The 21908-nt window shown below is 68.1% G+C and carries 22 protein-coding genes and 1 riboswitch; of the genes, 12 read left to right on the top strand and 10 right to left on the bottom strand.

What is annotated here, in order from left to right:
* Positions 1–218: 218 nt before the first annotated feature.
* The gene (locus QSK05_RS32505) at positions 219–1244 is read left to right on the top strand and encodes a cation diffusion facilitator family transporter (protein ID WP_285601231.1); all 1026 of its coding nucleotides are present in this window, start codon (positions 219–221) and stop codon (positions 1242–1244) included.
* A gap of 25 nt (positions 1245–1269) precedes the next feature.
* Here QSK05_RS32505 and QSK05_RS32500 read toward each other — a convergent pair whose 3' ends face one another.
* Positions 1270–1989: an alpha/beta hydrolase gene (locus QSK05_RS32500; RefSeq protein ID WP_285601230.1), complete on the bottom strand. Its 720-nt coding sequence runs from the start codon at positions 1987–1989 to the stop codon at positions 1270–1272.
* A 90-nt stretch (positions 1990–2079) separates the two neighbouring features.
* Positions 2080–3018: an RNA polymerase sigma factor gene (locus tag QSK05_RS32495; protein ID WP_285601229.1), complete on the bottom strand. Its 939-nt coding sequence runs from the start codon at positions 3016–3018 to the stop codon at positions 2080–2082.
* A 641-nt stretch (positions 3019–3659) separates the two neighbouring features.
* On the opposite strand from QSK05_RS32495, the gene QSK05_RS32490 reads away from it, so the two are divergent.
* The 4 genes from QSK05_RS32490 (at position 3660) to QSK05_RS32475 (ending at position 7604) form a co-directional block, all read left to right on the top strand.
* Positions 3660–5075 carry an amino acid permease gene (locus QSK05_RS32490; RefSeq protein WP_352303425.1) on the top strand — a complete coding sequence of 472 codons (1416 nt, stop codon included), beginning with the start codon at positions 3660–3662 and terminating at the stop codon, positions 5073–5075.
* A 153-nt stretch (positions 5076–5228) separates the two neighbouring features.
* On the top strand, positions 5229–5645 hold the full coding sequence (locus QSK05_RS32485) for a YciI family protein (protein ID WP_285601227.1): 417 nt from the start codon (positions 5229–5231) through the stop codon (positions 5643–5645).
* Positions 5646–5668: 23 nt separating this feature from the next.
* Positions 5669–6835: an RNA polymerase sigma factor gene (locus QSK05_RS32480; RefSeq protein WP_352303422.1), complete on the top strand. Its 1167-nt coding sequence runs from the start codon at positions 5669–5671 to the stop codon at positions 6833–6835.
* A gap of 145 nt (positions 6836–6980) precedes the next feature.
* Positions 6981–7604, top strand: a complete 624-nt coding sequence (locus QSK05_RS32475) for a TetR/AcrR family transcriptional regulator (protein WP_285601225.1) — start codon at positions 6981–6983, stop codon at positions 7602–7604.
* Here the strand turns inward: QSK05_RS32475 and paaI are convergent.
* The 6 genes from paaI to paaA form a co-directional block, all read right to left on the bottom strand.
* A complete protein-coding gene (paaI, locus tag QSK05_RS32470) occupies positions 7591–8040 on the bottom strand; it encodes a hydroxyphenylacetyl-CoA thioesterase PaaI (RefSeq protein WP_285601224.1) in 450 nt (149 codons plus the stop codon). The two genes, QSK05_RS32475 and paaI, sit on opposite strands and share 14 nt — an antisense overlap.
* 28 nt (positions 8041–8068) lie before the next feature.
* Complete coding sequence (paaE, locus tag QSK05_RS32465) at positions 8069–9121, bottom strand: 1,2-phenylacetyl-CoA epoxidase subunit PaaE (RefSeq protein WP_285601223.1); 1053 nt, start codon at positions 9119–9121, stop codon at positions 8069–8071.
* The gene (gene paaD, locus QSK05_RS32460; RefSeq protein WP_502879852.1) at positions 9121–9615 is read right to left on the bottom strand and encodes a 1,2-phenylacetyl-CoA epoxidase subunit PaaD; all 495 of its coding nucleotides are present in this window, start codon (positions 9613–9615) and stop codon (positions 9121–9123) included. The genes paaE and paaD overlap by 1 nt, the downstream gene beginning before the upstream one ends.
* Before the next feature lie 61 nt (positions 9616–9676).
* Entirely contained in the window at positions 9677–10603 is a 927-nt protein-coding gene (gene paaC / locus QSK05_RS32455; protein ID WP_502879850.1) for a 1,2-phenylacetyl-CoA epoxidase subunit PaaC, read from the bottom strand.
* Positions 10600–10881, bottom strand: a complete 282-nt coding sequence (gene paaB, locus QSK05_RS32450) for a 1,2-phenylacetyl-CoA epoxidase subunit PaaB (RefSeq protein ID WP_285601220.1) — start codon at positions 10879–10881, stop codon at positions 10600–10602. Before paaB ends, paaC begins: the two co-directional genes overlap by 4 nt.
* Complete coding sequence (gene paaA, locus QSK05_RS32445) at positions 10874–11812, bottom strand: 1,2-phenylacetyl-CoA epoxidase subunit PaaA (RefSeq protein ID WP_285601219.1); 939 nt, start codon at positions 11810–11812, stop codon at positions 10874–10876. Before paaA ends, paaB begins: the two co-directional genes overlap by 8 nt.
* 115 nt (positions 11813–11927) lie before the next feature.
* Here paaA and paaZ point away from each other — a divergent pair, with 115 nt between their 5' ends.
* Together paaZ and QSK05_RS32435 are read left to right on the top strand one after the other, a co-directional pair.
* A complete protein-coding gene (paaZ, locus tag QSK05_RS32440) occupies positions 11928–13949 on the top strand; it encodes a phenylacetic acid degradation bifunctional protein PaaZ (RefSeq protein ID WP_285601218.1) in 2022 nt (673 codons plus the stop codon).
* On the top strand, positions 13946–14713 hold the full coding sequence (locus tag QSK05_RS32435; protein WP_285601217.1) for an enoyl-CoA hydratase/isomerase family protein: 768 nt from the start codon (positions 13946–13948) through the stop codon (positions 14711–14713). The genes paaZ and QSK05_RS32435 overlap by 4 nt, the downstream gene beginning before the upstream one ends.
* Positions 14714–14797: 84 nt before the next feature.
* On the opposite strand, the gene QSK05_RS32430 is transcribed toward QSK05_RS32435, so the two are convergent.
* Complete coding sequence (locus QSK05_RS32430) at positions 14798–15889, bottom strand: CapA family protein (RefSeq protein ID WP_285601216.1); 1092 nt, start codon at positions 15887–15889, stop codon at positions 14798–14800.
* A 175-nt stretch (positions 15890–16064) separates the two neighbouring features.
* A riboswitch (cobalamin riboswitch) is annotated at positions 16065–16281 on the top strand.
* Positions 16282–16411: 130 nt separating this feature from the next.
* On the opposite strand from QSK05_RS32430, the gene nrdH reads away from it, so the two are divergent.
* Genes nrdH through QSK05_RS32405 form a run of 5 tightly spaced genes read left to right on the top strand, consistent with a single transcriptional unit; the run spans position 16412 to position 21376 of the window.
* A complete protein-coding gene (gene nrdH, locus QSK05_RS32425) occupies positions 16412–16645 on the top strand; it encodes a glutaredoxin-like protein NrdH (protein ID WP_285601215.1) in 234 nt (77 codons plus the stop codon).
* Positions 16646–16649: 4 nt separating this feature from the next.
* The gene (nrdI, locus tag QSK05_RS32420; RefSeq protein ID WP_285601214.1) at positions 16650–17057 is read left to right on the top strand and encodes a class Ib ribonucleoside-diphosphate reductase assembly flavoprotein NrdI; all 408 of its coding nucleotides are present in this window, start codon (positions 16650–16652) and stop codon (positions 17055–17057) included.
* A complete protein-coding gene (gene nrdE / locus QSK05_RS32415; RefSeq protein ID WP_285601213.1) occupies positions 17054–19183 on the top strand; it encodes a class 1b ribonucleoside-diphosphate reductase subunit alpha in 2130 nt (709 codons plus the stop codon). The genes nrdI and nrdE overlap by 4 nt, the downstream gene beginning before the upstream one ends.
* A gap of 19 nt (positions 19184–19202) precedes the next feature.
* A complete protein-coding gene (gene nrdF, locus QSK05_RS32410; RefSeq protein ID WP_285601212.1) occupies positions 19203–20168 on the top strand; it encodes a class 1b ribonucleoside-diphosphate reductase subunit beta in 966 nt (321 codons plus the stop codon).
* An 11-nt stretch (positions 20169–20179) separates the two neighbouring features.
* Positions 20180–21376, top strand: a complete 1197-nt coding sequence (locus QSK05_RS32405; RefSeq protein WP_285601211.1) for an Nramp family divalent metal transporter — start codon at positions 20180–20182, stop codon at positions 21374–21376.
* On the opposite strand, the gene QSK05_RS32400 is transcribed toward QSK05_RS32405, so the two are convergent.
* The gene (locus tag QSK05_RS32400; protein WP_285601210.1) at positions 21353–21889 is read right to left on the bottom strand and encodes a GNAT family N-acetyltransferase; all 537 of its coding nucleotides are present in this window, start codon (positions 21887–21889) and stop codon (positions 21353–21355) included. The two genes, QSK05_RS32405 and QSK05_RS32400, sit on opposite strands and share 24 nt — an antisense overlap.
* Positions 21890–21908: the final 19 nt, after the last annotated feature.

The raw sequence follows: 21908 nt of genomic DNA, 5'->3' as shown, positions 1-21908 counted from the left end.
CACCCATCAATGATCAAGAATGTTAGGCCGGTGACGCAGGCAAATCCGCTCCGTGATCATGAGGCTCCCGCTCCCTGGCGATCAGGCATTCCCCCGACCTGCGACCGGACCAGATAGCGAACGATGTCGACCTGACCGGCTCCTCCGGCCCTGAGACCCGCAACACCGGCACTCTCGGCGAACGGGCGCACCCCGGAAGACCGTGTTAGACCTGCCCCATGGCCGGTGATCCACTGAACGACTCCCTTCCCGCCGGTGCTGACCAGGTACCCGAACCGGCGATCGTGCGCGCCCCGCTGGAACGCACCGGTGACGACGCCGGCAACGAGAGCACCCTCACCATCGCCATCGCCTTCACCGCGAATCTGGTGATCGCGGTGGCGAAATCCATCGCGGCGGTACTCACCGGATCGGCGTCGATGGTGGCCGAGGCGGCGCACTCCTGGGCCGACACCGGCAACGAGATCTTCCTGGTGATCGCGAACCGGCGGGCCGGGCGGGCCCCCGACGCGACGCATCCGCACGGTTTCGGCCGCGAGGCCTACGTCTGGTCGATGTTCGCGGCGCTGGGCCTCTTCGTCGCCGGGGCCGCCGTCTCCGTGACGCACGGCGTGCAGGAGCTCTTCACCCAGGAGGAGGCCGGTGACTTCGTCATCGGCTACATCGTGCTGGGCGTCTCGTTCCTGCTGGAGGGCACCTCGTTCCTGCAGTCGCTGCGCCAGGCCCGGCCAGAGGCCGCCTCGATGCAGCGCGACGTGTTCCAGCACGTACTGGAGACGTCCGACCCCACGCTGCGCGCCGTGTTCTTCGAGGACTCGGCCGCGCTGATCGGCATCGTCATCGCGGCCGGGGCGCTGGGCCTGCACCAGATCACCGGGTCACCGATCCCCGACGCGATCGGGTCGATCCTGGTCGGGCTGGTGCTGGGGGTGGTCGCGATCGTGCTGATCCAGCGCAACCGCAGTTTCCTCATCGGCCAGGAGGCCGATCCCCGGGTGCGCTCCCAGGTGATCGGCGCCCTGCTGGAACTGCCCGAGGTCAGCCGCATCACCTACCTGCGCATCGAGATCATCGGGCCGCGCATGGTCACCCTGGTCGGCGACGTGGACCTGGCCGGGAACGACGTGGAGTCGCACGTGGCGGTGCGGCTGCGGGCGCTGGAGGCGAAGATCGCCGCCTCTCCCGCCGTGGCCGGCGTGGTGCTCAGCCTCTCCTCCCCCGACGAGAAGTCGCTGGCGCCCTGACCTCCCCAGGGCACCAGCAGCACCCTCAGAGCTTCAGCAACGCGGCCGCGACCTCGTCGGGGTGGGTCAGCATCGACTGGTGCCCGCCGGAGAGCATCACCGGTGTGAGCCCCAGACGGGCCGCGAACTCGGTGCCCGGCCGGGCCAGCGCCTGATCGTTCTCACTGAGCAGATAGTGGACGTCGGTGCCCACCTCGGTCAGCAGCGGCGCCTCGAGAGCGTCGGTGAAGTAGGCACCCGGCTGAGGCGCGAGCAGATCGAAGAACAGGTCACTCAGATCCGGCGTGGCCTCGGGCAGGAACATCGGCACCTGCTCGGAGATGACCGAGATGGTGCCGTCGGGTGCGGCGTCGATCGCGGCCCGGATCATGTCCGCATAGGCCTGGTTCTCGTCGATCATGGCCGTCCCGGGTTCCGGCACCACGGCGTTGTAGTAGACGACCCGGTCGACCTTCTCCCGGCCGAGCCGGTGCGCGGCGCCGGTGACGACGTAGCCGCCCCAGCTGTGGCCGACCAGGGTGACCGGCCGACCCAATTCCGTCAGTTGCGACACGGTGCCGACCACGTGATCGATCGCGTCGACCAGTCGCAGCCCGGTGCGGTCGTCACCGTCGCCCAGCCCGGGCAGGGTCACCGTGACGGCTCGGGCACCGGCCGCCCGCAGCCGCCGGGCGACCGGGGTCCAGGCCCAGCCGCCCTGCCAGGCGCCGGGGATCAGAACGTACGTGGTGTCGCTGACTGACATCGCTGTGTAGCCTTCCGCATCTTCAGGAACGGGGGATCACCCACACGATGCGGAGAGCGCCGGAAAGTTCGCTCACCGGCCGAACTTTTTTCAGGCCGTCCTCGCGCGCGGCTCGTGGAACAGCCGGAGCTGATCGGCCCGCCCGTTCTCCAGACGCAGCAGCCACGCGACGCCCGGCGGACAGTGGTCCGGGTTCTCCGCCGGGTTCAGCGTCTGGGTCTCGCAGACCACGATGTCCCGGCCGGCCACCAGGTTGACCACACGCAGCCCGACCCCGGCACCGGCACTGCGGTCGAGCAGTCCCACCACCGGTTCCAGACCGACCGTGCGCCGGGTGGAGTCCCAGACCGTCTCCATCCGCGGGTGGAGTTCCTGATGCAGCCCGGCCATCGAGCGGGTGCCGCCGGCCAGGTCGGAGAACAGCTCCCGGTACCGCTGCCACATCTCCAGATCGGGCCCCGGATAACGCGACTCGCCCGTCGCCATCAGCAGCCCGGCCAGCGTCGCCCGGGCCTTGCTCAGCCGGCTGCGCACAGTACCGACCGGCACCCCGCACAACGCCGCAATCTGCTCGTAGCCGGTGGTGCGCGTGAAGTACCTCAGCAGCACCACCATTCTCAGCGGAGGGGAGAGCTGGTCCAGCGCGTGCCAGATCCAGTCCCGGGCCACGTGCCGCTCGATCAGCAGGGCCGGATCACTCTCGGGATCCGCCACCAGGTCAGGCATCCCGCCCACCGGAGGCCGGGCCCGCAGGCGCATGCGGCAGCCGTTGCGCACCATCATCTTCAGCCAGGGTCCGACGGCCCGGGGGTCCCGGAGGTCACCGATCCGGGTCAGCGCGACCAGGGCGGCATCCTGCACGGCGTCCTCGGCGTCGGCCGGCTCGGGCAGGAAGCTCAGCGCCACCGCCAGCATGGCCGGTCGGTGCTCGGCCAGCAGCGTGCCCAGCGCCGCCACGTCTCCGGCCTGAGCGGCCCGCACCAGCTCAGAGGTGTCCCGAACCACCGCCCCACCAGCCGGAACACTCATACCCAGCAGTTTCGCACGCCACTACGAACCCTCGTAGCGGCCGCCCCGTGAATCCCCGCCGGAAGCAGCCGGAAGCAGCCGGAAGCAGTCATACGCGGCCAGACGGCCCACCAGGCGCTTCCTCAGGAGACGACGGCCACGGGACGCGCCCCAGGACGGCGACCGCGAAAGGTTCGCCGGCTTCGAACAGACCGGTGATGCCCGACGCGCGAGGCAGCGGGTATCCGTTGTGTACACCTGGTACATCCGGTACCGCGTGTACCAGGTGTACACAACGCATCCGCCGTCCTGCCCTGGATCTTCGAGCAGAGCCCTGAGCCGCACCGGGTGAAACCACACCGAGCGAAGCCACACCGAGCGAAGCCACACCGAGCGAACCGGACCGCCTCTGAGTGCCCACCCGACTCCCGATCCCGTCCCTTTCGTCCCCACCGGCCACTCTGCGGTGGCGGATCCGTCACCGCGGGCTTACTACTGGTTCACGCGTCCCTAGAACTAAATTCTGAAACCCGGTCACGGGCGGGGGGACGCCGCGGAGGGCGCCCGGCCGCGCCCTGGCCCCGGCTGGAAGAGGTGCCCTGATGGCCCTGCCCCCACGCCTGACCGCTCTCGTCGACAGCACCCGGGCGCCCGTCGCCCACATGACCAGGCGCCGTTCCCTCGAGAATCTGGTCGCAGAAACGGAATCCGGTGACGGCCAGCTGAAACGGGCGGTCGGCGCCACCCAGCTGACCGCGCTCGGCATCGGCGGCACCATCGGCACCGGCATCTTCGTGGTGATCGGCGAGGGCGTCGGCAAGGCCGGCCCCGCGGTCGTGCTCTCGTTCGTGCTGGCCGCCGTGGCCTGCATGTTCTCCGCCCTGTCCTACGCCGAACTGGCCTCCAGCATCCCGGTCTCCGGCAGTGCCTACACCTACTCCTACGCCACCCTCGGCGAGCTGGTGGCGTGGATCATCGGGTGGGACCTGATCCTGGAGTACGGAGTCTCGGTCGCGGGTATCGCGGTCGGCTGGGGCGGGAACTGGAACGAGTTCCTGGACAGTACCTTCGGCTGGCAGATGCCCGACGCGATCGCTAAATCGCCCGAAGACGGCGGCATCCTGAACCTTCCCGCGGTCTTCATCGTGCTCGCCATCACCCTGGTGCTGGTGCTCGGCGTGCGCGAGAGCGCCCGGGTGAATCTGGTGATGGTGGGCATCAAGCTGGCGATCCTGGTCTTCTTCATCATCGTCGCCTTCGCCAACTTCACGTCCGGCAACCTGCACCCGTTCGCCCCCGAGGGCCGCGACGGGGTGGTCGGCGCCGCCTCGCTGATCTTCTTCGCCTTCATCGGGTTCGACGCGATCTCCACCGGCAGCGAGGAAGCACGGAACCCGAAGCGCGACCTGCCCATCGCCATCCTCGCCTCGCTGGCCATCGTCACGGTGTTCTACGTGCTGGTCTCGCTCGGCGCGGTCGGCCTGGCCAGTGCCGACCAGCTCAGCGGGAGCGACGCTCCGCTGGCCGCCGCCCTCGACGACGGCGCGGGCATCTCCTGGGCCGCGTCGCTGCTCTCGTTCGGGGCCCTGGTCGCCATCACCAGCGTCTGCCTGGTGATCCTGTTCGGCCAGACCCGCATCTTCTACTCGATGTGCCGCGACGGTCTGCTGCCGAAGAACCTGGCCCGGATCAGCCCGCGCTTCGGCACCCCGGCCCTCCTGACGGTCATGCTCGGTGTGCTGGTCGCCGTCCTGGCCGCGCTGGTGCCGTTGAGCGAGATCGTCAAGCTGGTCAACATTGGCACCCTATTTGCATTCGTCCTGGTCAACGCGGGGGTGATCATCCTGAAGTACAAGCAGCCCGACTTTCCCCGCGCCTACCGGGTGCCCCTCAACCCGTTGCTGCCGCTGCTCGGCATCGGCTTCGCGATCTACCTGATGACCACGCTGGAGGCCCAGACCTGGATCCGGTTCATCGTCTGGCTGCTCGTCGGCATCGTCATCTACGCCGTCTACGGATACCGGCACTCGCGCCTGCGCAGCGAGCCGGATCGCGCCGCGGGTCCGATCACTGAATAAGACCACCCCCCGAATTGAGGACGCGTGTGCGCACCGGTGCGCATACTCGTCCTCAATGTGCTGGTCACCGGTGTCGAGAACCCGGATACGGCTCCGACCAGGGGGTGAGAACGGCAAGATGGCCGTTCTCCGAACCTGGCGAAGGGGATCGACATGGCGAAGTACCTGTTGCTCAAGCACTACGGTCACGGGCCCGAGCGGATGCCCAGCCACGTCCCGATGACCGAGTGGTCGCCGGAAGACGTGGACGCGCACATCGCCTTCCAGATCCGGCTCGTCGACGAGCTGCGCGAGAGTGGCGAGTTCGTCGACGCGCAGGGCATCGGGCCGGAGGTCTCGTACGTGCGCTTCGGCGGCCCGGACCAGGCCCCGGTGGTCACCGACGGCCCGTACCCGGAGTCCGGTGAACTGGTGGCCGGCTGGTTCCTCGTCGATGTCGCGTCGCGGGAGCGGGCCGTCGAGATCGCCGCCCGCGCCTCCTCCGCCCCGGCCAAGGGCGGGGAGCCGTTGTTCGAGTGGATCGAGGTGCGGCAGATTCTCGAGATGGATCCGCCCTCGGCCGACGCCTGATCCGACGACCGATCCGACGACCGATCGTGGAACACCTGCTGCGGGACCTCTCCCCGCAGGTGCTGGCCGTGCTCGTCCGCCGTGGCACCCCGTTCGCGGCGGCCGAGGACGCCCTGCAGGAAGCGTTGCTACAGGCCTGGTCCCAGTGGCCGGACACCGGCACACCGGACAACCCCCGGGCCTGGCTCATCACCGTGGCCTCCCGGAGACTGGTCGACAGCACCCGCTCGGAGGTGTCGCGGCGGCAGCGTGAGGATCGCGTGGCCCTGGAACCCGAACCGGGTCCGACCGAGCAGAGCGACGACACCCTGCGCCTGCTGTTTCTCTGCTGCCACGAGTCGCTGAGCCCGCCCTCGGCCGTGGCCCTCACCCTGCGCGCCGTCGGCGGGCTCACCACCCAGCAGATCGCAACAGCCTTCTTGGTGCCCGAAGCCACTATGGCGCAGCGCATCTCACGGGCGAAGAAGACCCTGACCGGTGTGCGACTCGACGCGCCCGGCGACCTGACCCTGGTGCTGCGGGTGCTGTACCTGATCTTCAACGAGGGCCACCGCGGGTCGGTCGACCTGGCGGCCGAGGCCATTCGCCTGACCCGGATGCTGGTCCGCCCGTCACGTTCCGAACCGGAGGTGCTCGGGCTGCTGGCCCTGATGCTGCTGCACGACGCCCGGCGCCCGGCGCGGTATCTCGCGAACGGCTCGCTGGTACCCCTCGATCAGCAGGACCGTTCGCTCTGGAACACCGCCCGCATCGAAGAGGGCGTACTGGCCCTGCAGACCGCCCTGGCCGCCGACCGGCTGGGCGAGTACCAGGCACAGGCCGCGATCGCAGCTCTCCACGACGACGCCGCCACCCCGGAGGAGACCGACTGGCCGCAGATCCTCTCCTGGTACGACGAACTCCTGGCGATCCACGACACCCCGGCCGCCGCCCTGTCCCGGGCCGTGGCGGTGGGCGAGGTGGACGGACCCCGGGCCGGCCTGGCCGCGCTCTCGGCCGTGGAACCCCGCCTCCCTTCGTGGCACCACCGGCTCCACGCGGTACGGGGACACCTGCTGGAACGCGCCGGTGACCCGGCCGACGCCGCAACGGCCTACGCCCAGGCCGCAACTGGGGCCACGAACTTCGCCGAGCGGGACCACCTCACCCGGCAGGCGGCCCGCCTGCAAACACCAACCACCTTGCCGTGATCATGCAAATCCCCCAGCCTTCGGCCGGGAGGTGCCCCCACTCCCCGGTGTTCTAGAACTGTGGAGATGAGAGTTCTAGAACTCGGGGGAGGTTTTGCATGATCACGGAGAGGTTGGGATCTTTCCCCGTGAGAGGCTGGGCTGCGTGACCAGCGCCGCCGTTCCCGAACCCGCGTCACCGCGGCGGCGGGGGCGGCCCGGCTACGACCAGGCCACGATTCTGCGCACGGCCGTGGACCTGTTCAACCGCCGTGGCTACGACGCCACGAGCATGGGCGACCTGGCCAAGGAGCTCGGGCTGACCAAGGCCGCGATCTATCATCACGTCGACGGCAAGGAACAGCTGCTCTCGGCCGCCCTCGACGACGCGCTCGACGAACTCACCACCGCCGTCACCGAAGCCACACAACCCTCGTCCGACCTCAGCGCCTACGAGCGACTGCGGTCGGTGGTGCGGCGTAGCGTCGAGGTGCTGATGGCCCACCAGTCCAGCGTCACGTTGCTGCTGCGGGTGCGGGGGAACAGCGAGGTCGAGCTGGCCGCACTGCAACGCCGGCGGTGGCTCGACGACCAGCTCGCCGAACTGGTCGCCCAGGCCGCGCGGGAGGGCTCGCTACGCGCCGACATCCCGCCCCGCCTGGTCAGCCGCCTGCTCTTCGGCATGGTGAACTCGCTGGTCGAGTGGTACCACGCCGACGGTACCTACGAGCCGGGCACGGTGGCCGATGCCGTGACCGACCTGGCCTTCGACGGGCTCAGGGCCCACTGATCGGCTTGCCGAGAGACCGGCTGCGACCGCGGAACTCGGCGATGACGGCCTCAGGCTCGGCGGCGGTGGCCCGGCGCACCACCGTGACGTCGTAGACCCCGGACCGTCCCCGGCGGGCCCGCTCTTCCGCCCGGGCCTCGAGATCATCACCCAGACGCGCGGATTCAAGGAAGGTGATGTCGAATCCGGCCGCCACCGTCACATCCCCGTAGGTGTTGCAGGCGGCGGCGAACGCGGTGTCGGCGACCGCGGCGATCAGGCCGCCGTGACAGATCTGATAGCCGTTGGTCATGTCCGGGCGCACCAGCATGGACATCACCGCCCGCCCCGGCGCCACGGATTCCAGCCGCATCCCGAGCGCGGCACTGGCCCGGTCACCGGCGAGCATGGCAGCAACACTCCGCGCAGCCAGCGCCACATCCTCCTCCGTGATCATGCAAACCTTCCCGGTCAATCAGCAAGACTCAAGCGTCAAAGTCCACGGTCACCACATCACTCACCGGAAAGCTCTGACAGGTCAGCACAAACCCCGCGTCGACCTCAGCCGGTTCGAGAGCGTAATTGCGCCGCATGTCCACCTCCCCCTCCCGCACTACTGCCCGGCAGGTCCCGCACACCCCGCCCTTGCAGGCGAACGGCAGATCGGCGCGGGTCGCCTGAGCACCCTCCAGAATCGCGACGTCGCGCGAGACCGCGGTGGTGGAGCGCAGACCGTCGAGCACGGTGGTGAGTTCCGTGGTCACCCCCTCCAGAACCGCAGAGTCCCGAACTGGTTGCGGCGGTGGGGTATCCACGTAGAACAGCTCGACGTGGATCTTCCCGGCGGCCACCCCGAGAGAAGCCAGTACCTTACGGGACGACTCCACCAGGTCCAGCGGTCCGCACAGCCAGATCCGGTCGAAGGTCTCCACCGGCACGAGTTCGGTGAGCAGGCGGCGCACCCGGTCCGCGTCGAGACGTCCGGAGAACAATTCCACGTCGCGAGGCTCGCGGCTGAGTACATGAACGATCTGCACCTGAGGCCCGTGCGCATTCTTCAGGTCGGCCAGCTCTTCCGCGAACATCACCGTGTGACTCGTGCGGTTGCCGTAGAGCAGCGACACCTGCGCGCCGGGATGTTGCAGCGCCGTCGAGGCCACCGAAAGCATCGGTGTGATGCCCGATCCGGCGGCGATGCAGAGATGCCGCTCTCCCGGAGCGGGATCCGCGGGCCAGGAACCGGCCGGCGGCGACACCTCGATCTCGTCGCCGGGCCGCACCTGATGCACGAGCCAGGACGAGAACATGCCGTCCGGGATCTCCCGCACCCCGATCCGCGGCCGTTCACCCACCGCCGAGCAGATCGAGTACGAGCGGCGGTGGTCCACCCCGTCGATCACCCGTCGCAAGGTCAGGGACTGACCGGCCCGGAACGCGAAAACCTCTTCCAGAGCCTGAGGAACGTCGAACGTGACCGCCACGGCATCGTCACACAGCGGCTCCACATCCCGCACCCGCAGCCCGTGGAACCCGGCCATCAGATCTCCTTCACATGCTCGAAGGGCTCGAGGCACTCGTCGCAGCGGTACAGCGCCCTGCAGGCCGTGGCCCCGAACTCGGAGAGCAGCCGGGTCCGGGGCGATCCGCAGCGAGGGCAGTTCAGGTGCCGTCGGGTGGGACCCAGCGAAAGACCGACATAACGGCGGACTTTCCCGGGCTCCGAGAGCCCGTTCTCGGTGAGCGCCCGGCGGCCCCGGTCGGTGATCCAGTCGCTCGACCACGGCGGGTCGAGCCGCACCCGCACCTCGACCCGCTCGAAACCCGCATCGTTCAGCCGGTGGATCAGATCGTCCCGCATTGTCGCCATCGCCGGGCACCCCAGATAGGTGGGCGTGATCGATGCGACGACCACGTCGTCCTCCATCTCGACCGACCGCAACACGCCGAGATCCAGGAGCGTGAGCATGGGCATCTCCGGGTCGGTGACCCCGGCCGCCGCTTCCATCGCAACCTCCCTCAACCTGTTCGTGATCATGCAAAACCTCCCCGGGGAGGTTTTGCATGATCACGGGAGAAGAGCGCAGTCGCCTGCATCACCATCGCCCTCTCGGATGCGCCCGAGCGACCACCTGCATCTCGGCGAGCATCAGACTCAGCGCCTCGGTGTGCACCCCGTCCCGGCCGAAACGTCCATCGACACCGGCGAGCGGCCCTCGCGAGGGCCGCTCCACCCCACTGGCGGCGAGGACCTGGTCGAGCACCGCGTCCACCGCACCGGCGTACGCGGACGGATCAACGCCCACCCCCGCGTCGGCCATGGAGAGATCGACAGCGCCGCACTTCACCAATTCAGCCTGGTAGGGCCACAGTTCGTCGAGAGCGGCGATCAGCCGGCGCCGCGACCGCGTGGTGCCCCGGGCCAGCACCACGAACCACCGCGCCGACCAGTCCCGATGATAGGAAACCTCTTTCACTCCCCGCGCGGCCACGGCGGAGATTACCTGGTCCCGACTTCCGCGAAGCCGCTCCAGCAGTTCCCGCCGGGCCACCGAGAAGAGCAGCAAACGGACGATGATGTGGGCGAAGTCGCCTCCCGGCACCTCGACGAGGCGCACGTTGCGGAACTGGTCGGCGGAGCGGAAGAAGGCCAGGGCGTCTTCGGGCGGGACCGGGGACCCCTCGGGCAGAACCGGGACGACGGACGGGGAGGCCGCGGCGGCGCGGGCCAGCAGCAGCCGGGCCTGGCCGAGCAGGTCGAGCGCCAGATTGGCCAGCGCCACGTCGTCTTCCATCTCCGGCGCACGGCTGCACCATTCGGACAGGCGTTGCGACATGATCAGCGCATCATCGGCGAGACCCAGGCAGTAGAGCGCCAGATCGTCGGCGACCACGTCGTCCACCATCGTGGTGTCGACCCCGGCCAGCGGATCCTCGAAATCCGTGCCGAACGCCCACTGCGACGAATCCCCGCCGAACAGGCCCTCGTACGCGGTGTCGTCAGCCACGACGGCACTCCTCACAGGTGCGGGACATGGCCGGGGATCGTGTAGAAGGTCGGGTGCCGGTAGACCTTGTCGCCGCTCGGGTCGAACAGGGAATCCTTCTCGTCGGGGCTGGAGGCCGTGATCGCGTCGGACCGCACCACCCAGATGCTCACTCCCTCGTTGCGCCGGGTGTACACGTCGCGGGCGTTGCGCAGGGCCGCACCGTCGTCGGCGGCATGCAGCGAGCCGACGTGCACATGGTTCAGCCCTCGCTTGCTCCGCACGAAAACCTCGTACAGCGGCCATTCACCCACGTCCGGGCCCTTCCTGAGCGGCGAACGCGGAGGCCGCCTCCCGCACCCACGCGCCCTCCTCGTGCGCCCGGCGACGATGCGAGAGGCGCTGGGCGTTGCAGGGACCGTCACCACGGATCACGGCGAACAGCTCGTCCCAGTCAGGCTGCCCGAAGTCGTGCTGCCCGCGTTCGGCGTTCCAGGTCAGCGACGGGTCGGGCAGGCTCACCCCCAGCGCCTGCGCCTGCGGCACGGTCATGTCGACGAACTTCTGCCGCAGGTCGTCGTTGGAGTTCCGCTTGATACCCCACGCCATCGACCGCTCGGTGTTGGGCGAATGATCGTCCGGGGGCCCGAACATCATCAGGGAGGGCCACCAGAACCGATCGACCGACTCCTGCACCATCTCCCGCTGCTCCGGCGTACCGCGCATCATCGTCATCAGCAGCTCGTACCCCTGCCGCTGATGGAACGACTCCTCCTTACAGATCCGGATCATCGCGCGTCCGTACGGCCCGTACGAGGTGCGGCACAGCGGCACCTGGTTGCAGATCGCCGCGCCGTCGACCAGCCAGCCGATCGTGCCGACGTCCGCGTAACTCAACGTCGGGTAGTTGAAGATGGACGAGTACTTCTGCTTGCCACTGAGGAGCATCCCGACCAGCTCGTCGCGGGAGACCCCGAGCGTCTCGGCCGCGGAGTAGAGGTACAGCCCGTGACCGGCCTCGTCCTGCACCTTGGCCAGCAGGATCGCCTTGCGGCGCAACGAGGGCGCCCGGCTGATCCAGTTGCCCTCCGGCTGCATCCCGATGATCTCGGAGTGGGCGTGCTGGGCGATCTGCCGCACCAGAGTGCGCCGGTAGGCGTCGGGCATCCAGTCGCGGGGCTCGATGCGGTCGTGGCGGGCGATCACCTCATCGAAGTGCTTCTCCGGATCGGCCTGGCCGGGCATCGTTGCCTCCATCATTTACTTACCGATCGGTCTGTATTAACGTGACACGAGTTGGGCACAAGTGCAACGGCCTGGCGAAAAAGACATCTGGACAACGCTGTCGAGAGGATCTGGTGTGACCACGCTGCTGGAGAGCTACGTCGCGGGGCACTGGTTCCGGTCCCCGGACGAGGGCGAGCCCCTGCTCGACGCGTCCACCGGCGAGGAGGTTGCCCGCATCTCCGCCAGCGGGCTCGACTACGCGGCGATGGTGACCCACGCGCGCGAGGTCGGCGGACCGGCCGCGCGGGCCCTCACCTTCCACCAGCGGGCCAAGCTGCTGAAGCAGCTGGCGCAGCACCTGAACGAGCACAAGCCGGAGCTGTACGACCTGAGCCTGCACACGGGCGCCACCACCCGCGACACGGTGGTGGACGTCGACGGCGGCATCGGCACCCTGTTCAGCTACGCGAGCAAGGGCGTGCGGGAGCTGCCGAACGACACCATCGTGTTCGACGGCGCCCTGGAGACCCTGGGTAAGCAGGGTACTTTCGTCGGCCAGCACATCTACACCTCCCGGCCGGGCGTCACCGTCCAGATCAACGCCTTCAACTTCCCGGTCTGGGGCATGCTCGAGAAGCTGGCCCCGGCCTTCCTGGGCGGCCTGCCCACGATCGTGAAACCCGCCAGCCAGACGGCCTATCTGACCGAGCGCGCAGTGCGGCTGATCATCGCCTCGGGCATCCTGCCACCGGGTGCGCTGCAACTGGTCTCGGGCCGGGCGGGTTCACTGCTCGACGAGCTGGGCGTGCACGACTCGGTCGCCTTCACCGGCTCCGCCCACACCGCGGGCATCCTGCGCCGACACCCCACCGTGCTCGACGCGGGCGTGCACCTGGGGGTCGAGGCCGACTCGCTGAACTGCTCGGTGCTCGGGCCCGACGTGACCACCTCCGACCCGGAGTTCGATCTGTTCGTGCAGGGCGTCGTCACCGAGATGACGGTCAAGGCCGGGCAGAAGTGCACGGCCATTCGCCGGGTGATCGTGCCTTCCTCAGTGGCGCAGAGCGTTTCAGAAGCCATCGCGGAACGCCTGGCGAAGATCCGGGTGGGTGATCCCCGCGATCCGCAGGTCCGGATGGGTGCCCTGGCGAGCATCGGGCAGAGGGACGAGGTACTCAAGGCGGTGGAGGCCCTACGGGCCGGGGCGGAGTTGGTCTTCGGTGACCCTTCACAACCAATAGGGGACGCACGGGGCGCCTTTGTCCCGCCCCTCCTGTTGCGGGCCCACCCGGGAGCGACCCAGCCGCACGAGGTGGAGCCCTTCGGTCCGGTCAGCACGGTGCTCACCTACGAGTCGCTCGACGAGGCCGTGGCCCTGGCCGCGCGGGGCCGGGGCAGCCTGGCCGGGTCGGTGATCACGCACTCCCCGGAGGTCGCCCGCCACCTGGTGCTGGGCCTGGCCCCCTGGCACGGCCGCATCCTCGTGCTCGACCGTGACGACGCCGGGGAGTCCACGGGCCACGGTTCCCCGCTACCGATGCTCGTGCACGGCGGCCCGGGACGCGCGGGTGGTGGTGAAGAACTCGGCGGCGTCCGGGGTGTGCTGGGTCACCTCCAGCGCACGGCGATCCAGGCCTCGCCCGACCTGCTCACGGCGATCACCGGCCGCTGGGCCCCGGGCTCGACGCGGATCACCCCGCAACAGCATCCGTTCCGCTACTCGCTGGCCGAACTGGAGATCGGGCACAGCATCTCCACGGCGGCTCGCACCGTCACCCTCGCCGACATCGAGCACTTCGCCGAGTTCACCGGCGACACGTTCTACGCTCACACCGACGCGGCCGCCGCCACGAGGAACCCGCTCTTGCGCGGCATCGTGGCCCACGGCTACCTCGTGGTGTCGCTGGCCGCCGGCCTGTTCGTCGACCCGGCCCCGGGCCCGGTGCTGGCCAACTTCGGCGTCGACGGCCTGCGGTTCCTCACTCCGGTGAAGGCCGGCGACGCGATCTCCGTACAGCTCACGGTGAAGCAGCTCACGCCCCGCCACAGCGCCGGCTACGGCGAGGTGCGGTGGGACGCGCTGGTCACCAACCAGCACGGCGAACCGGTGGCCACCTACGACGTGCTGACGCTGGTGGCGAAGGAGGCCCGATGATCGTCGAACACGACGGTGCGGTGGCGGTTCTCACGATCGACCGGCCGAAACGCCGCAACGCCCTCGACGCGGGGGCGAAGAAGTCGCTGCGCACGGCCCTGGAAGCAGTGTCGGCCGACGACAGCATGCGTGCCGTGGTGCTGACCGGTGCCGGCGGATCCTTCTGCAGCGGCCAGGACCTGGCCGAGCACGCCGCCCTGCTGCAGGCCGACCCGGCGCACGCCACCGACACGGTGGAGGCCGATTACGCCCCGATCGTGACGGCCCTGGTCACCATGCCCAAGCCGGTGATCGCGGCGGTGGAGGGCACCTGCGTGGGAGCCGGGCTGGCCCTGGCCCTGGCCTGCGACCTGCGGGTGTTCGCCGACGACGCCCACCTGGCCACGGCCTTCACCGCCATCGGATTCACCTGCGACACCGGCCTCTCCCTCACCCTGCCGCGTTCGGTGGGCGAGGCCAGGGCGAAAGAACTACTCCTGCTGGGAGAACCGTTCACCCCGGCTCAGGCGGTGAGGTGGGGCATCGCCGGGCAGGTGGTGCCGGCACCAGAGGTCCAGGAAAGGGCCCAGGCCCTGGCCGCGAGGCTGGCGGCCGGCCCCACCCGGGCCTTCGCCGAGACCAAGCGCCTCCTGAGCACGGCCTCACTGTCGACGGTGCTGCGCCGTGAGGCCGAGGCTCAGGCCCGTCTGGCCCTGACCGCCGACCATACCGAGGCGGTCACGGCCTTCTTGTCCAAGAGCAAGCCGGACTTCAGGGGTAGCTGAACCGGGGGAGGTTTTGCCTGATCACGAACAAAGAATCCTTCGCGATCAGGCAAAATCTCCCCGTTCATCCAGCAAGCTCCATCGTCAATCGACCCCGCAGCGCACGGTCAGATCCTTCTGTTCCCGTCTCGCCGTATCGGCGACCCGACCGCTCAGCAGTTGTGGACGTCCACCATGAATTCTCGCCGGATGCCAGGAGGTCCCGACCACGCCCCGGCGATCGACCACCACGCCGTAAACACCGGTCCGGGCACCCGGACCACCGTTGGCGTAGAACACGAAATTCCCCAGGCCGTAATGCACCGCGGTACGGCCTCGATGCACAGCGGGTTCCAGCACGTGCGCGTGACTACCGACCACAACACTGGCACCCGCGTCCGTCAGGAGATCGGCCAGCTCGCGCTGCCTCGCCGTCGGGCACGACTGCCGCTCCACACCCCAGTGCAGCACGACCACCACCACGTCGGTGCGCGCGGCCTCACGCACGGCCTTCAGGAGCCGTTCCGGGTCTTTGGACGAGGCGAGCCCCGAGGTCTCGCCGGTCGCCTTCCAGGAGTTCACGGCGAAGCTGTCGAGCACGTCCGTGGCCCCGAAGACTGCCAGCCGGACACCGTGGATCGTGCGGCGGTACGGGGTGAAGGCCTCGTCGATGTTCCGGCCGGCGCCGATCATCGGCACCCCGGAACGCTTCCCGGCCTTGAGGGTGTCGTCGAGCCCGATACGGCCGTAGTCCATGCCGTGGTTGTTGGCCACGGTGACCACATCGACCCCGCTCCGGCGCAGCGCCCTCAGACCGGAGGCCGGGGCCCGGAAGGTGTACTGCTTGGGCTCGGCGCGGCCGCGGGTGGTGATCGCGGTCTCCAGGTTCACCACAGCCAGGTCGGCCCGGCGCAGGATCCGGCCGGCACTGCCGATGTCGCCGCCCAGCGCCTTCGCCGACGACCCCTGGAAGTGGACGTCGCCGGCGAAGGCCAGCCGCACGCGTCCACTGCCGGGCATCTTCTTCGTCACTTTTCCGGCCGACGCCGTCGGGACCGGTGTCACGGTCGTCACGGGCGTCCGGGGAATCAGCGGCTCGGGTGCCGCTCGGGCCCAGACGTAGTCGCTGGAGGTCGAACAGGCCGCGACCAGCAGGGCTGAGCAGAGCACCGCTCGGGCCCGACGACGTTTGCCCACGTTTGCACTCCCCCGACGACGGACCCACCTGATCAGTCCCTTCAGTGGGACTGCAGATGCATCGGTAGCGCCCTGATGCCGCTTGATCACGTGGGGTCCAGATTTCCCCCTGTCCGGACAACGCATCGACACGCGTACTAGATCTAGTTGTCGCGGGCACCCCCACCTACGGCATATGGTGCTGCCTGTTGTTGGTTCGCCCTTCCAGCCAGGGAGGGCGTCATCAGAGGGAAGCCGGTGAGAATCCGGGACTGCCCCGCAGCGGTGAGTGGGAACGACCACCGTCAGACAGCACTGGGCACGCGCTTGCGCGCCTGGGAAGCGACGGTCAGTAGGTGCGCTCACAGCGCATGCCTGCGAGTCCGAAGACCTGCCAGCAATGCGCGCGCCCTACGTGGCGCGTGCGTCCGAGGTGCCGCGAGGGACGGAACCGGATGACTTCAGGCTGCCCGTTGGGGCAGGTCTGTGTTCACCCGGGGCTCTCCACCGCGCACGAAGTTCTCGAAGATCGGGATGTGCGAGATGACTATCACCGTTTACAGCAAGCCTTCCTGCGTTCAATGCGACGCGACGTACAGGGCGCTGGCGAAGACCGACCTGGAGTACCAGGTCGTGGACATCACCGAGGACCCCGCGGCCCGCGACCACGTCATGTCGCTGGGGTACATGCAGGCTCCCGTGGTGATCGCCGGTGACGACCACTGGTCGGGCTACCGTCCCGACCGGATCAAGGCGCTGGTGGCGCAGACTGTCTGATCGGATGACCTCGCTGGTCTACTTCTCCAGCGCCTCCGACAACACGCACCGCTTCGTGCAGAAGCTGGACGTCGCCTCGGCACGGATCCCCCTCCGTCCCACCGACCCCTTCCTGCACGTGCGCGATCCGTACGTTCTGGTGGTTCCGACGTACGGTGGGGGCAACGAGGGCGGGGCCGTTCCCCGCCAGGTGGTCCGGTTCCTCAACGACGAGGGGAACCGTTCCCTCATCCGCGGTGTGATTGCCGCCGGCAACACGAATTTCGGTGAGGCCTACTGCATCGCGGGTGACATCATCGCGGCGAAGTGCCAGGTGCCCTACCTGTACGCCTTCGAACTCATGGGAACAGCAGAGGACGTCTTACGCGTCCGAGATGGATTGGAACGATTTTGGCAGCGACAGTCGGTATGACGGACGTTCTGGACGTGGGTATGGACTACCACTCCCTGAACGCGATGCTGAATCTCTACGGTCCGCAGGGCGAGATTCAGTTCGAGAAGGACCGGGAGGCGGCGCGGCAGTATTTCCTGCAGCACGTCAACCAGAACACGGTCTTCTTCCACGACCTGGACGAGAAGCTCGACTACCTGGTCGAGAACAAGTACTACGAAGGCGCGGTGCTCGACCAGTACGACCGGGCGTTCATCAAACGGCTGTACAAGCACGCTTATTCGAAGAAGTTCCGGTTCCCGACCTTCCTCGGGGCGTTCAAGTACTACACCTCGTACACGCTGAAGACGTTTGACGGCAAGCGCTACCTGGAGCGTTTCGAGGACCGGGTCTCGATGGTGGCGCTCACGCTGGCCTCCGGCGACGAGAACTTCGCCCTCCAGCTGGTGGACGAGATCATCACCGGCCGCTTCCAGCCGGCCACCCCGACCTTCCTCAACCTGGGTAAGGCCCAGCGTGGCGAGCCCGTCTCGTGTTTCCTCCTGCGCATCGAGGACAACATGGAGTCGATCGCCCGGGGCATCAACTCCTCGCTGCAGCTGAGCAAGCGCGGCGGCGGCGTGGCCCTGCTGCTGTCGAACGTGCGTGAGTACGGCGCACCGATCAAGCACATCGAGAACCAGTCGTCCGGTGTCATTCCCGTGATGAAGCTGCTCGAAGACTCCTTCTCCTACGCCAACCAGCTCGGGGCGCGTCAGGGCGCGGGTGCGGTGTACCTGCACGCCCACCACCCCGACATCATGCAGTTCCTCGACACCAAGCGGGAGAACGCGGACGAGAAGATCCGGATCAAGACGCTCTCGCTGGGCGTCGTGATCCCGGACATCACGTTCGAGCTGGCGAAGAAGAACGAGGACATGTACCTGTTCTCGCCCTACGACGTGGAGCGCGTCTACGGGGTGCCGTTCGCGGACATCAGCGTGAGCGAGAAGTACCGCGAGATGGTCGACAACGGCGCCATCCGCAAGAAGAAGATCAACGCGCGTGACTTCTTCCAGACGCTGGCCGAGCTGCAGTTCGAGTCGGGTTACCCGTATATCCTTTTCGAGGACACCGCGAACGCGGCCAACCCGATCAAGGGCCGCATCACCCACTCCAACCTGTGCTCCGAGATCCTGCAGGTCTCGACCCCGTCGACGTTCAACACCGACCTGTCGTACGACCACATCGGCCGCGACATCTCGTGCAACCTGGGCTCGATGAACATCGCCACGGCGATGGACTCCCCCGACTTCGGCCGCACCGTCGAGACGGCGATCCGGGCGCTGACCGCGGTCTCCGACCAGACGTCCATCGAGTCGGTGCCCTCGATCAAGCGCGCCAACGCCGGCGGTCACGCCATCGGCCTGGGCCAGATGAACCTGCACGGCTACCTGGCCCGTGAGCGCATCTTCTACGGCTCGGACGAGGGCCTGGATTTCACGAACATCTACTTCTACACGGTGGCCTACCACGCCATCCGGGCGTCGAACCTGCTCTCCAAGGAGCGCGGAACGCGTTTCATCGGCTTCGAGGACTCGAAGTACGCGGACGGTTCGTACTTCACGAAGTACGTCGAGAAGACCTGGCTGCCGCGCACGGCCCGGGTGAAGCAGTTGTTCGAGGACGCCGGTGTCGCCATCCCCACGCAGCAGGACTGGCAGGCCCTGTCCGACTCGGTGCGCGAGTTCGGCCTCTACAACCAGAACCTCCAGGCCGTGCCGCCGACCGGCTCGATCTCGTACATCAACAACTCCACCTCCTCGATCCACCCGATCGTCTCGAAGATCGAGATCCGCAAGGAGGGCAAGCTCGGCCGCGTGTACTACCCGGCGCCGTTCATGACGAACGACAACCTGGATTACTACCAGGACGCGTACGAGATCGGCTTCGAGAAGATCGTCGACACCTACGCCGAGGCCACCCAGCACGTCGACCAGGGCCTGTCGCTGACCCTGTTCTTCAAGGACACGGCCACCACGCGGGACATCAACCGGGCGCAGATCTACGCCTGGCGCAAGGGCATCAAGACGCTGTACTACATCCGCCTGCGTCAGCTGGCGCTCGAAGGCACCGAGGTCGAGGGCTGCGTCTCGTGCATGCTGTGACTTTTGAGGGGATTTCATCATGGTGAAGCTGATCAACCGTGTCCAGGCGATCAACTGGAACAAGCTGCAGGACGAGAAGGACCTCGAGGTCTGGGACCGGCTCACCGGCAACTTCTGGCTGCCGGAAAAGGTCCCGCTGAGCAACGACATCCAGTCGTGGGCCACCCTGACGGACGTCGAGAAGCAGATGACGACCAGGGTGTTCACCGGTCTGACGCTGCTGGACACGATCCAGGGCACGGTCGGCGCGGTCAGCCTGATCCCGGACTCGCTGACGCCGCACGAGGAAGCCGTCTACACGAACATCGCGTTCATGGAGTCGGTGCACGCGCGGTCGTACTCGTCGATCTTCTCCACGCTGATCTCCACCCCGGAGATCGACGAGGCGTTCCGCTGGTCGGAGGAGAACCCGAGCCTCCAGCGCAAGGCCGAGATCGTGCTGGGCTACTACAACGGTGACGACCCGCTGAAGCGCAAGGTCGCCTCGACCATGCTCGAGTCGTTCCTGTTCTACTCCGGCTTCTACGCGCCGATGTTCTGGTCGAGCCGGGCGAAGCTGACGAACACGGCCGACCTGATCCGCCTGATCATCCGGGACGAGGCCGTGCACGGGTACTACATCGGGTACAAGTTCCAGAAGGGCCTGGAGCTCGTCGGCGACGCCGAGCGCCAGGAGCTGAAGGACTACACGTTCTCGCTGCTGTTCGAGCTGTACGAGAACGAGGTCGAGTACACGCAGGACCTCTACGACCCCCTCGGCCTGACCGAGGACGTCAAGAAGTTCCTGCGGTACAACGCGAACAAGGCCCTGATGAACCTCGGTTACGAGGCGCTGTTCCCGAAGGACGAGACCGATGTGAACCCGGCGATCCTGTCGGCCCTCTCGCCCAACGCGGACGAGAACCACGACTTCTTCTCGGGTTCCGGCTCGTCGTACGTGATCGGCAAGGCGGTCAACACCGAGGACGAGGACTGGGACTTCTGAGCGCGCCCACCGTGACGAGGCCGGGTCTGAGGAGTGTTGCCGCACTCCTCGGCCCGGCCCTCGTGGCGTCTGCCGCCTACGTCGACCCCGGCAACGTGGCGACCAACACGGCGGCCGGGGCCACGTACGGATATCTCCTCGTCTGGGTGGTCGTCGGGGCCAACCTGATCGCCGCTCTGCTGCAGTTCCTCTCGGCCAAGCTCGGGATCGTCACCGGCCGGTCGCTGCCGGCCGTCCTGCGGGACCGCCTTTCGGGGCCCTGGCGTATCGCCTACTGGGTCCAGGCCGAAGTGGTGGCCATGGCCACCGACCTCGCCGAGATCGTCGGTGGCGCGCTGGCCCTGTCGTTGCTGTTCGGCGTGCCACTGCTGCCCGGAGCGCTGATCACCACGGCCGTGTCCCTGCTGATCCTCGGCTCCTCGCGCAGCTTCCACCGCATCGTGGTGGCCATGCTGTGCGTGGTGTTCATCGGTTTCACCGCAGGCCTGGTGTTCGCCCCGCCGTCGGCCCCCGGGATCTTCTCGGGCCTGGTGCCCCGGCTCGAGGGCACCGACAGTCTGCTGCTCGCGGTGGGCATGCTCGGCGCCACGGTGATGCCCCACGCGATCTACGCACACTCCGCCCTGGCCGCCGACCGGCACGGAAAGGTCTCTCCCGAGAGGCTTCCCACCCTGCTGACCGCCACCCGCACCGATGTCGGCGTGGCGCTCCTGGCGGCCGGCGCGGTGAACCTGGCGCTGCTGCTGCTCGGGGCGACCGCGCTCTCCGGAGCCGGCGACATGACCTCCATCGAGGGCGTGCACGCGGCGCTCGGCCACACCCTGGGCCCGCTGGCGGCCCTGTTCTTCGCCGTCGCCCTGCTGTTCTCCGGTCTGGCCTCCACCGCGGTGGGCGGTTACGCCGGTGGTGTGATCATGGGTGGGTTGCTCTCCTGGGACGTCCCGGTGATGGCCCGCCGTCTGATCACGGCCGTGCCCGCCGTGACCGTGCTGGCGCTGGGCGCCGACCCGACGACCGCCCTGATCTACTCGCAGGTGGTGCTGTCGTTCGGCATTCCCTTCGCCCTGATCCCCCTGCTCCTGCTCACCTCGAGCCGGTCGGTGATGGGGGCGAACCGCAACGGGCCCTGGACGACCCTCGCCGCCTCGGCCGCGTGCGTGCTCATCGTCGGGCTCAACCTGGTGCTACTGGCGCTGACCTTCGGCTAGCTGCTTGTGAAAGATCAGGTAGTCGCACGGGGTGGCCAGGCGCGGGGCCAGGGCCGGGTAGTCGGCGCCGAAATCACCCGTGCGCACCAGCTCGTAACCGCTGCGCAGGTACCAGGCCTTCAGGAAGGCCTTGACCGGGTGCTGCCACTCGGTCGGGAAGAGCAGTTCCAGCTGCATCGTGGTCAGGCCGCGGTCGCGGGCCCAGTTCTCGGCGAAGATGACCAGCTCTTTGCCCAGACCGGTGCCGCGGTGGGCCGGGTGCGCGGCGAGCATGCCGAACTCGCCCTCCCCACCCGGAAGCTGATGCACCCGCACGGACCCGAGCACGACACCGTCACGGCGGGCGACCGCGATCTCGCCGGCCCGCATGAACGAGCGGATCTCGGCCTCGTCGGTGCGGGACGTGCTGTCGGTCCAGATGCCCTTCTCACCGGCCTCGTACACCTCGTTGACGAGGACGGTGACATCGGCGACGACATCGTCCTGCGGGGCTACGAACTCGATGACCGACATGGTGACCTCCACAGATCGG

Origin of the sequence: Kineosporia sp. NBRC 101731, assembly GCF_030269305.1 — a bacterium.
Taxonomy (GTDB): domain Bacteria; phylum Actinomycetota; class Actinomycetes; order Actinomycetales; family Kineosporiaceae; genus Kineosporia.
The sequence above is the reverse complement of the archived record's forward strand: the minus strand, read 5'-3'. Positions and strand labels throughout refer to the sequence as shown.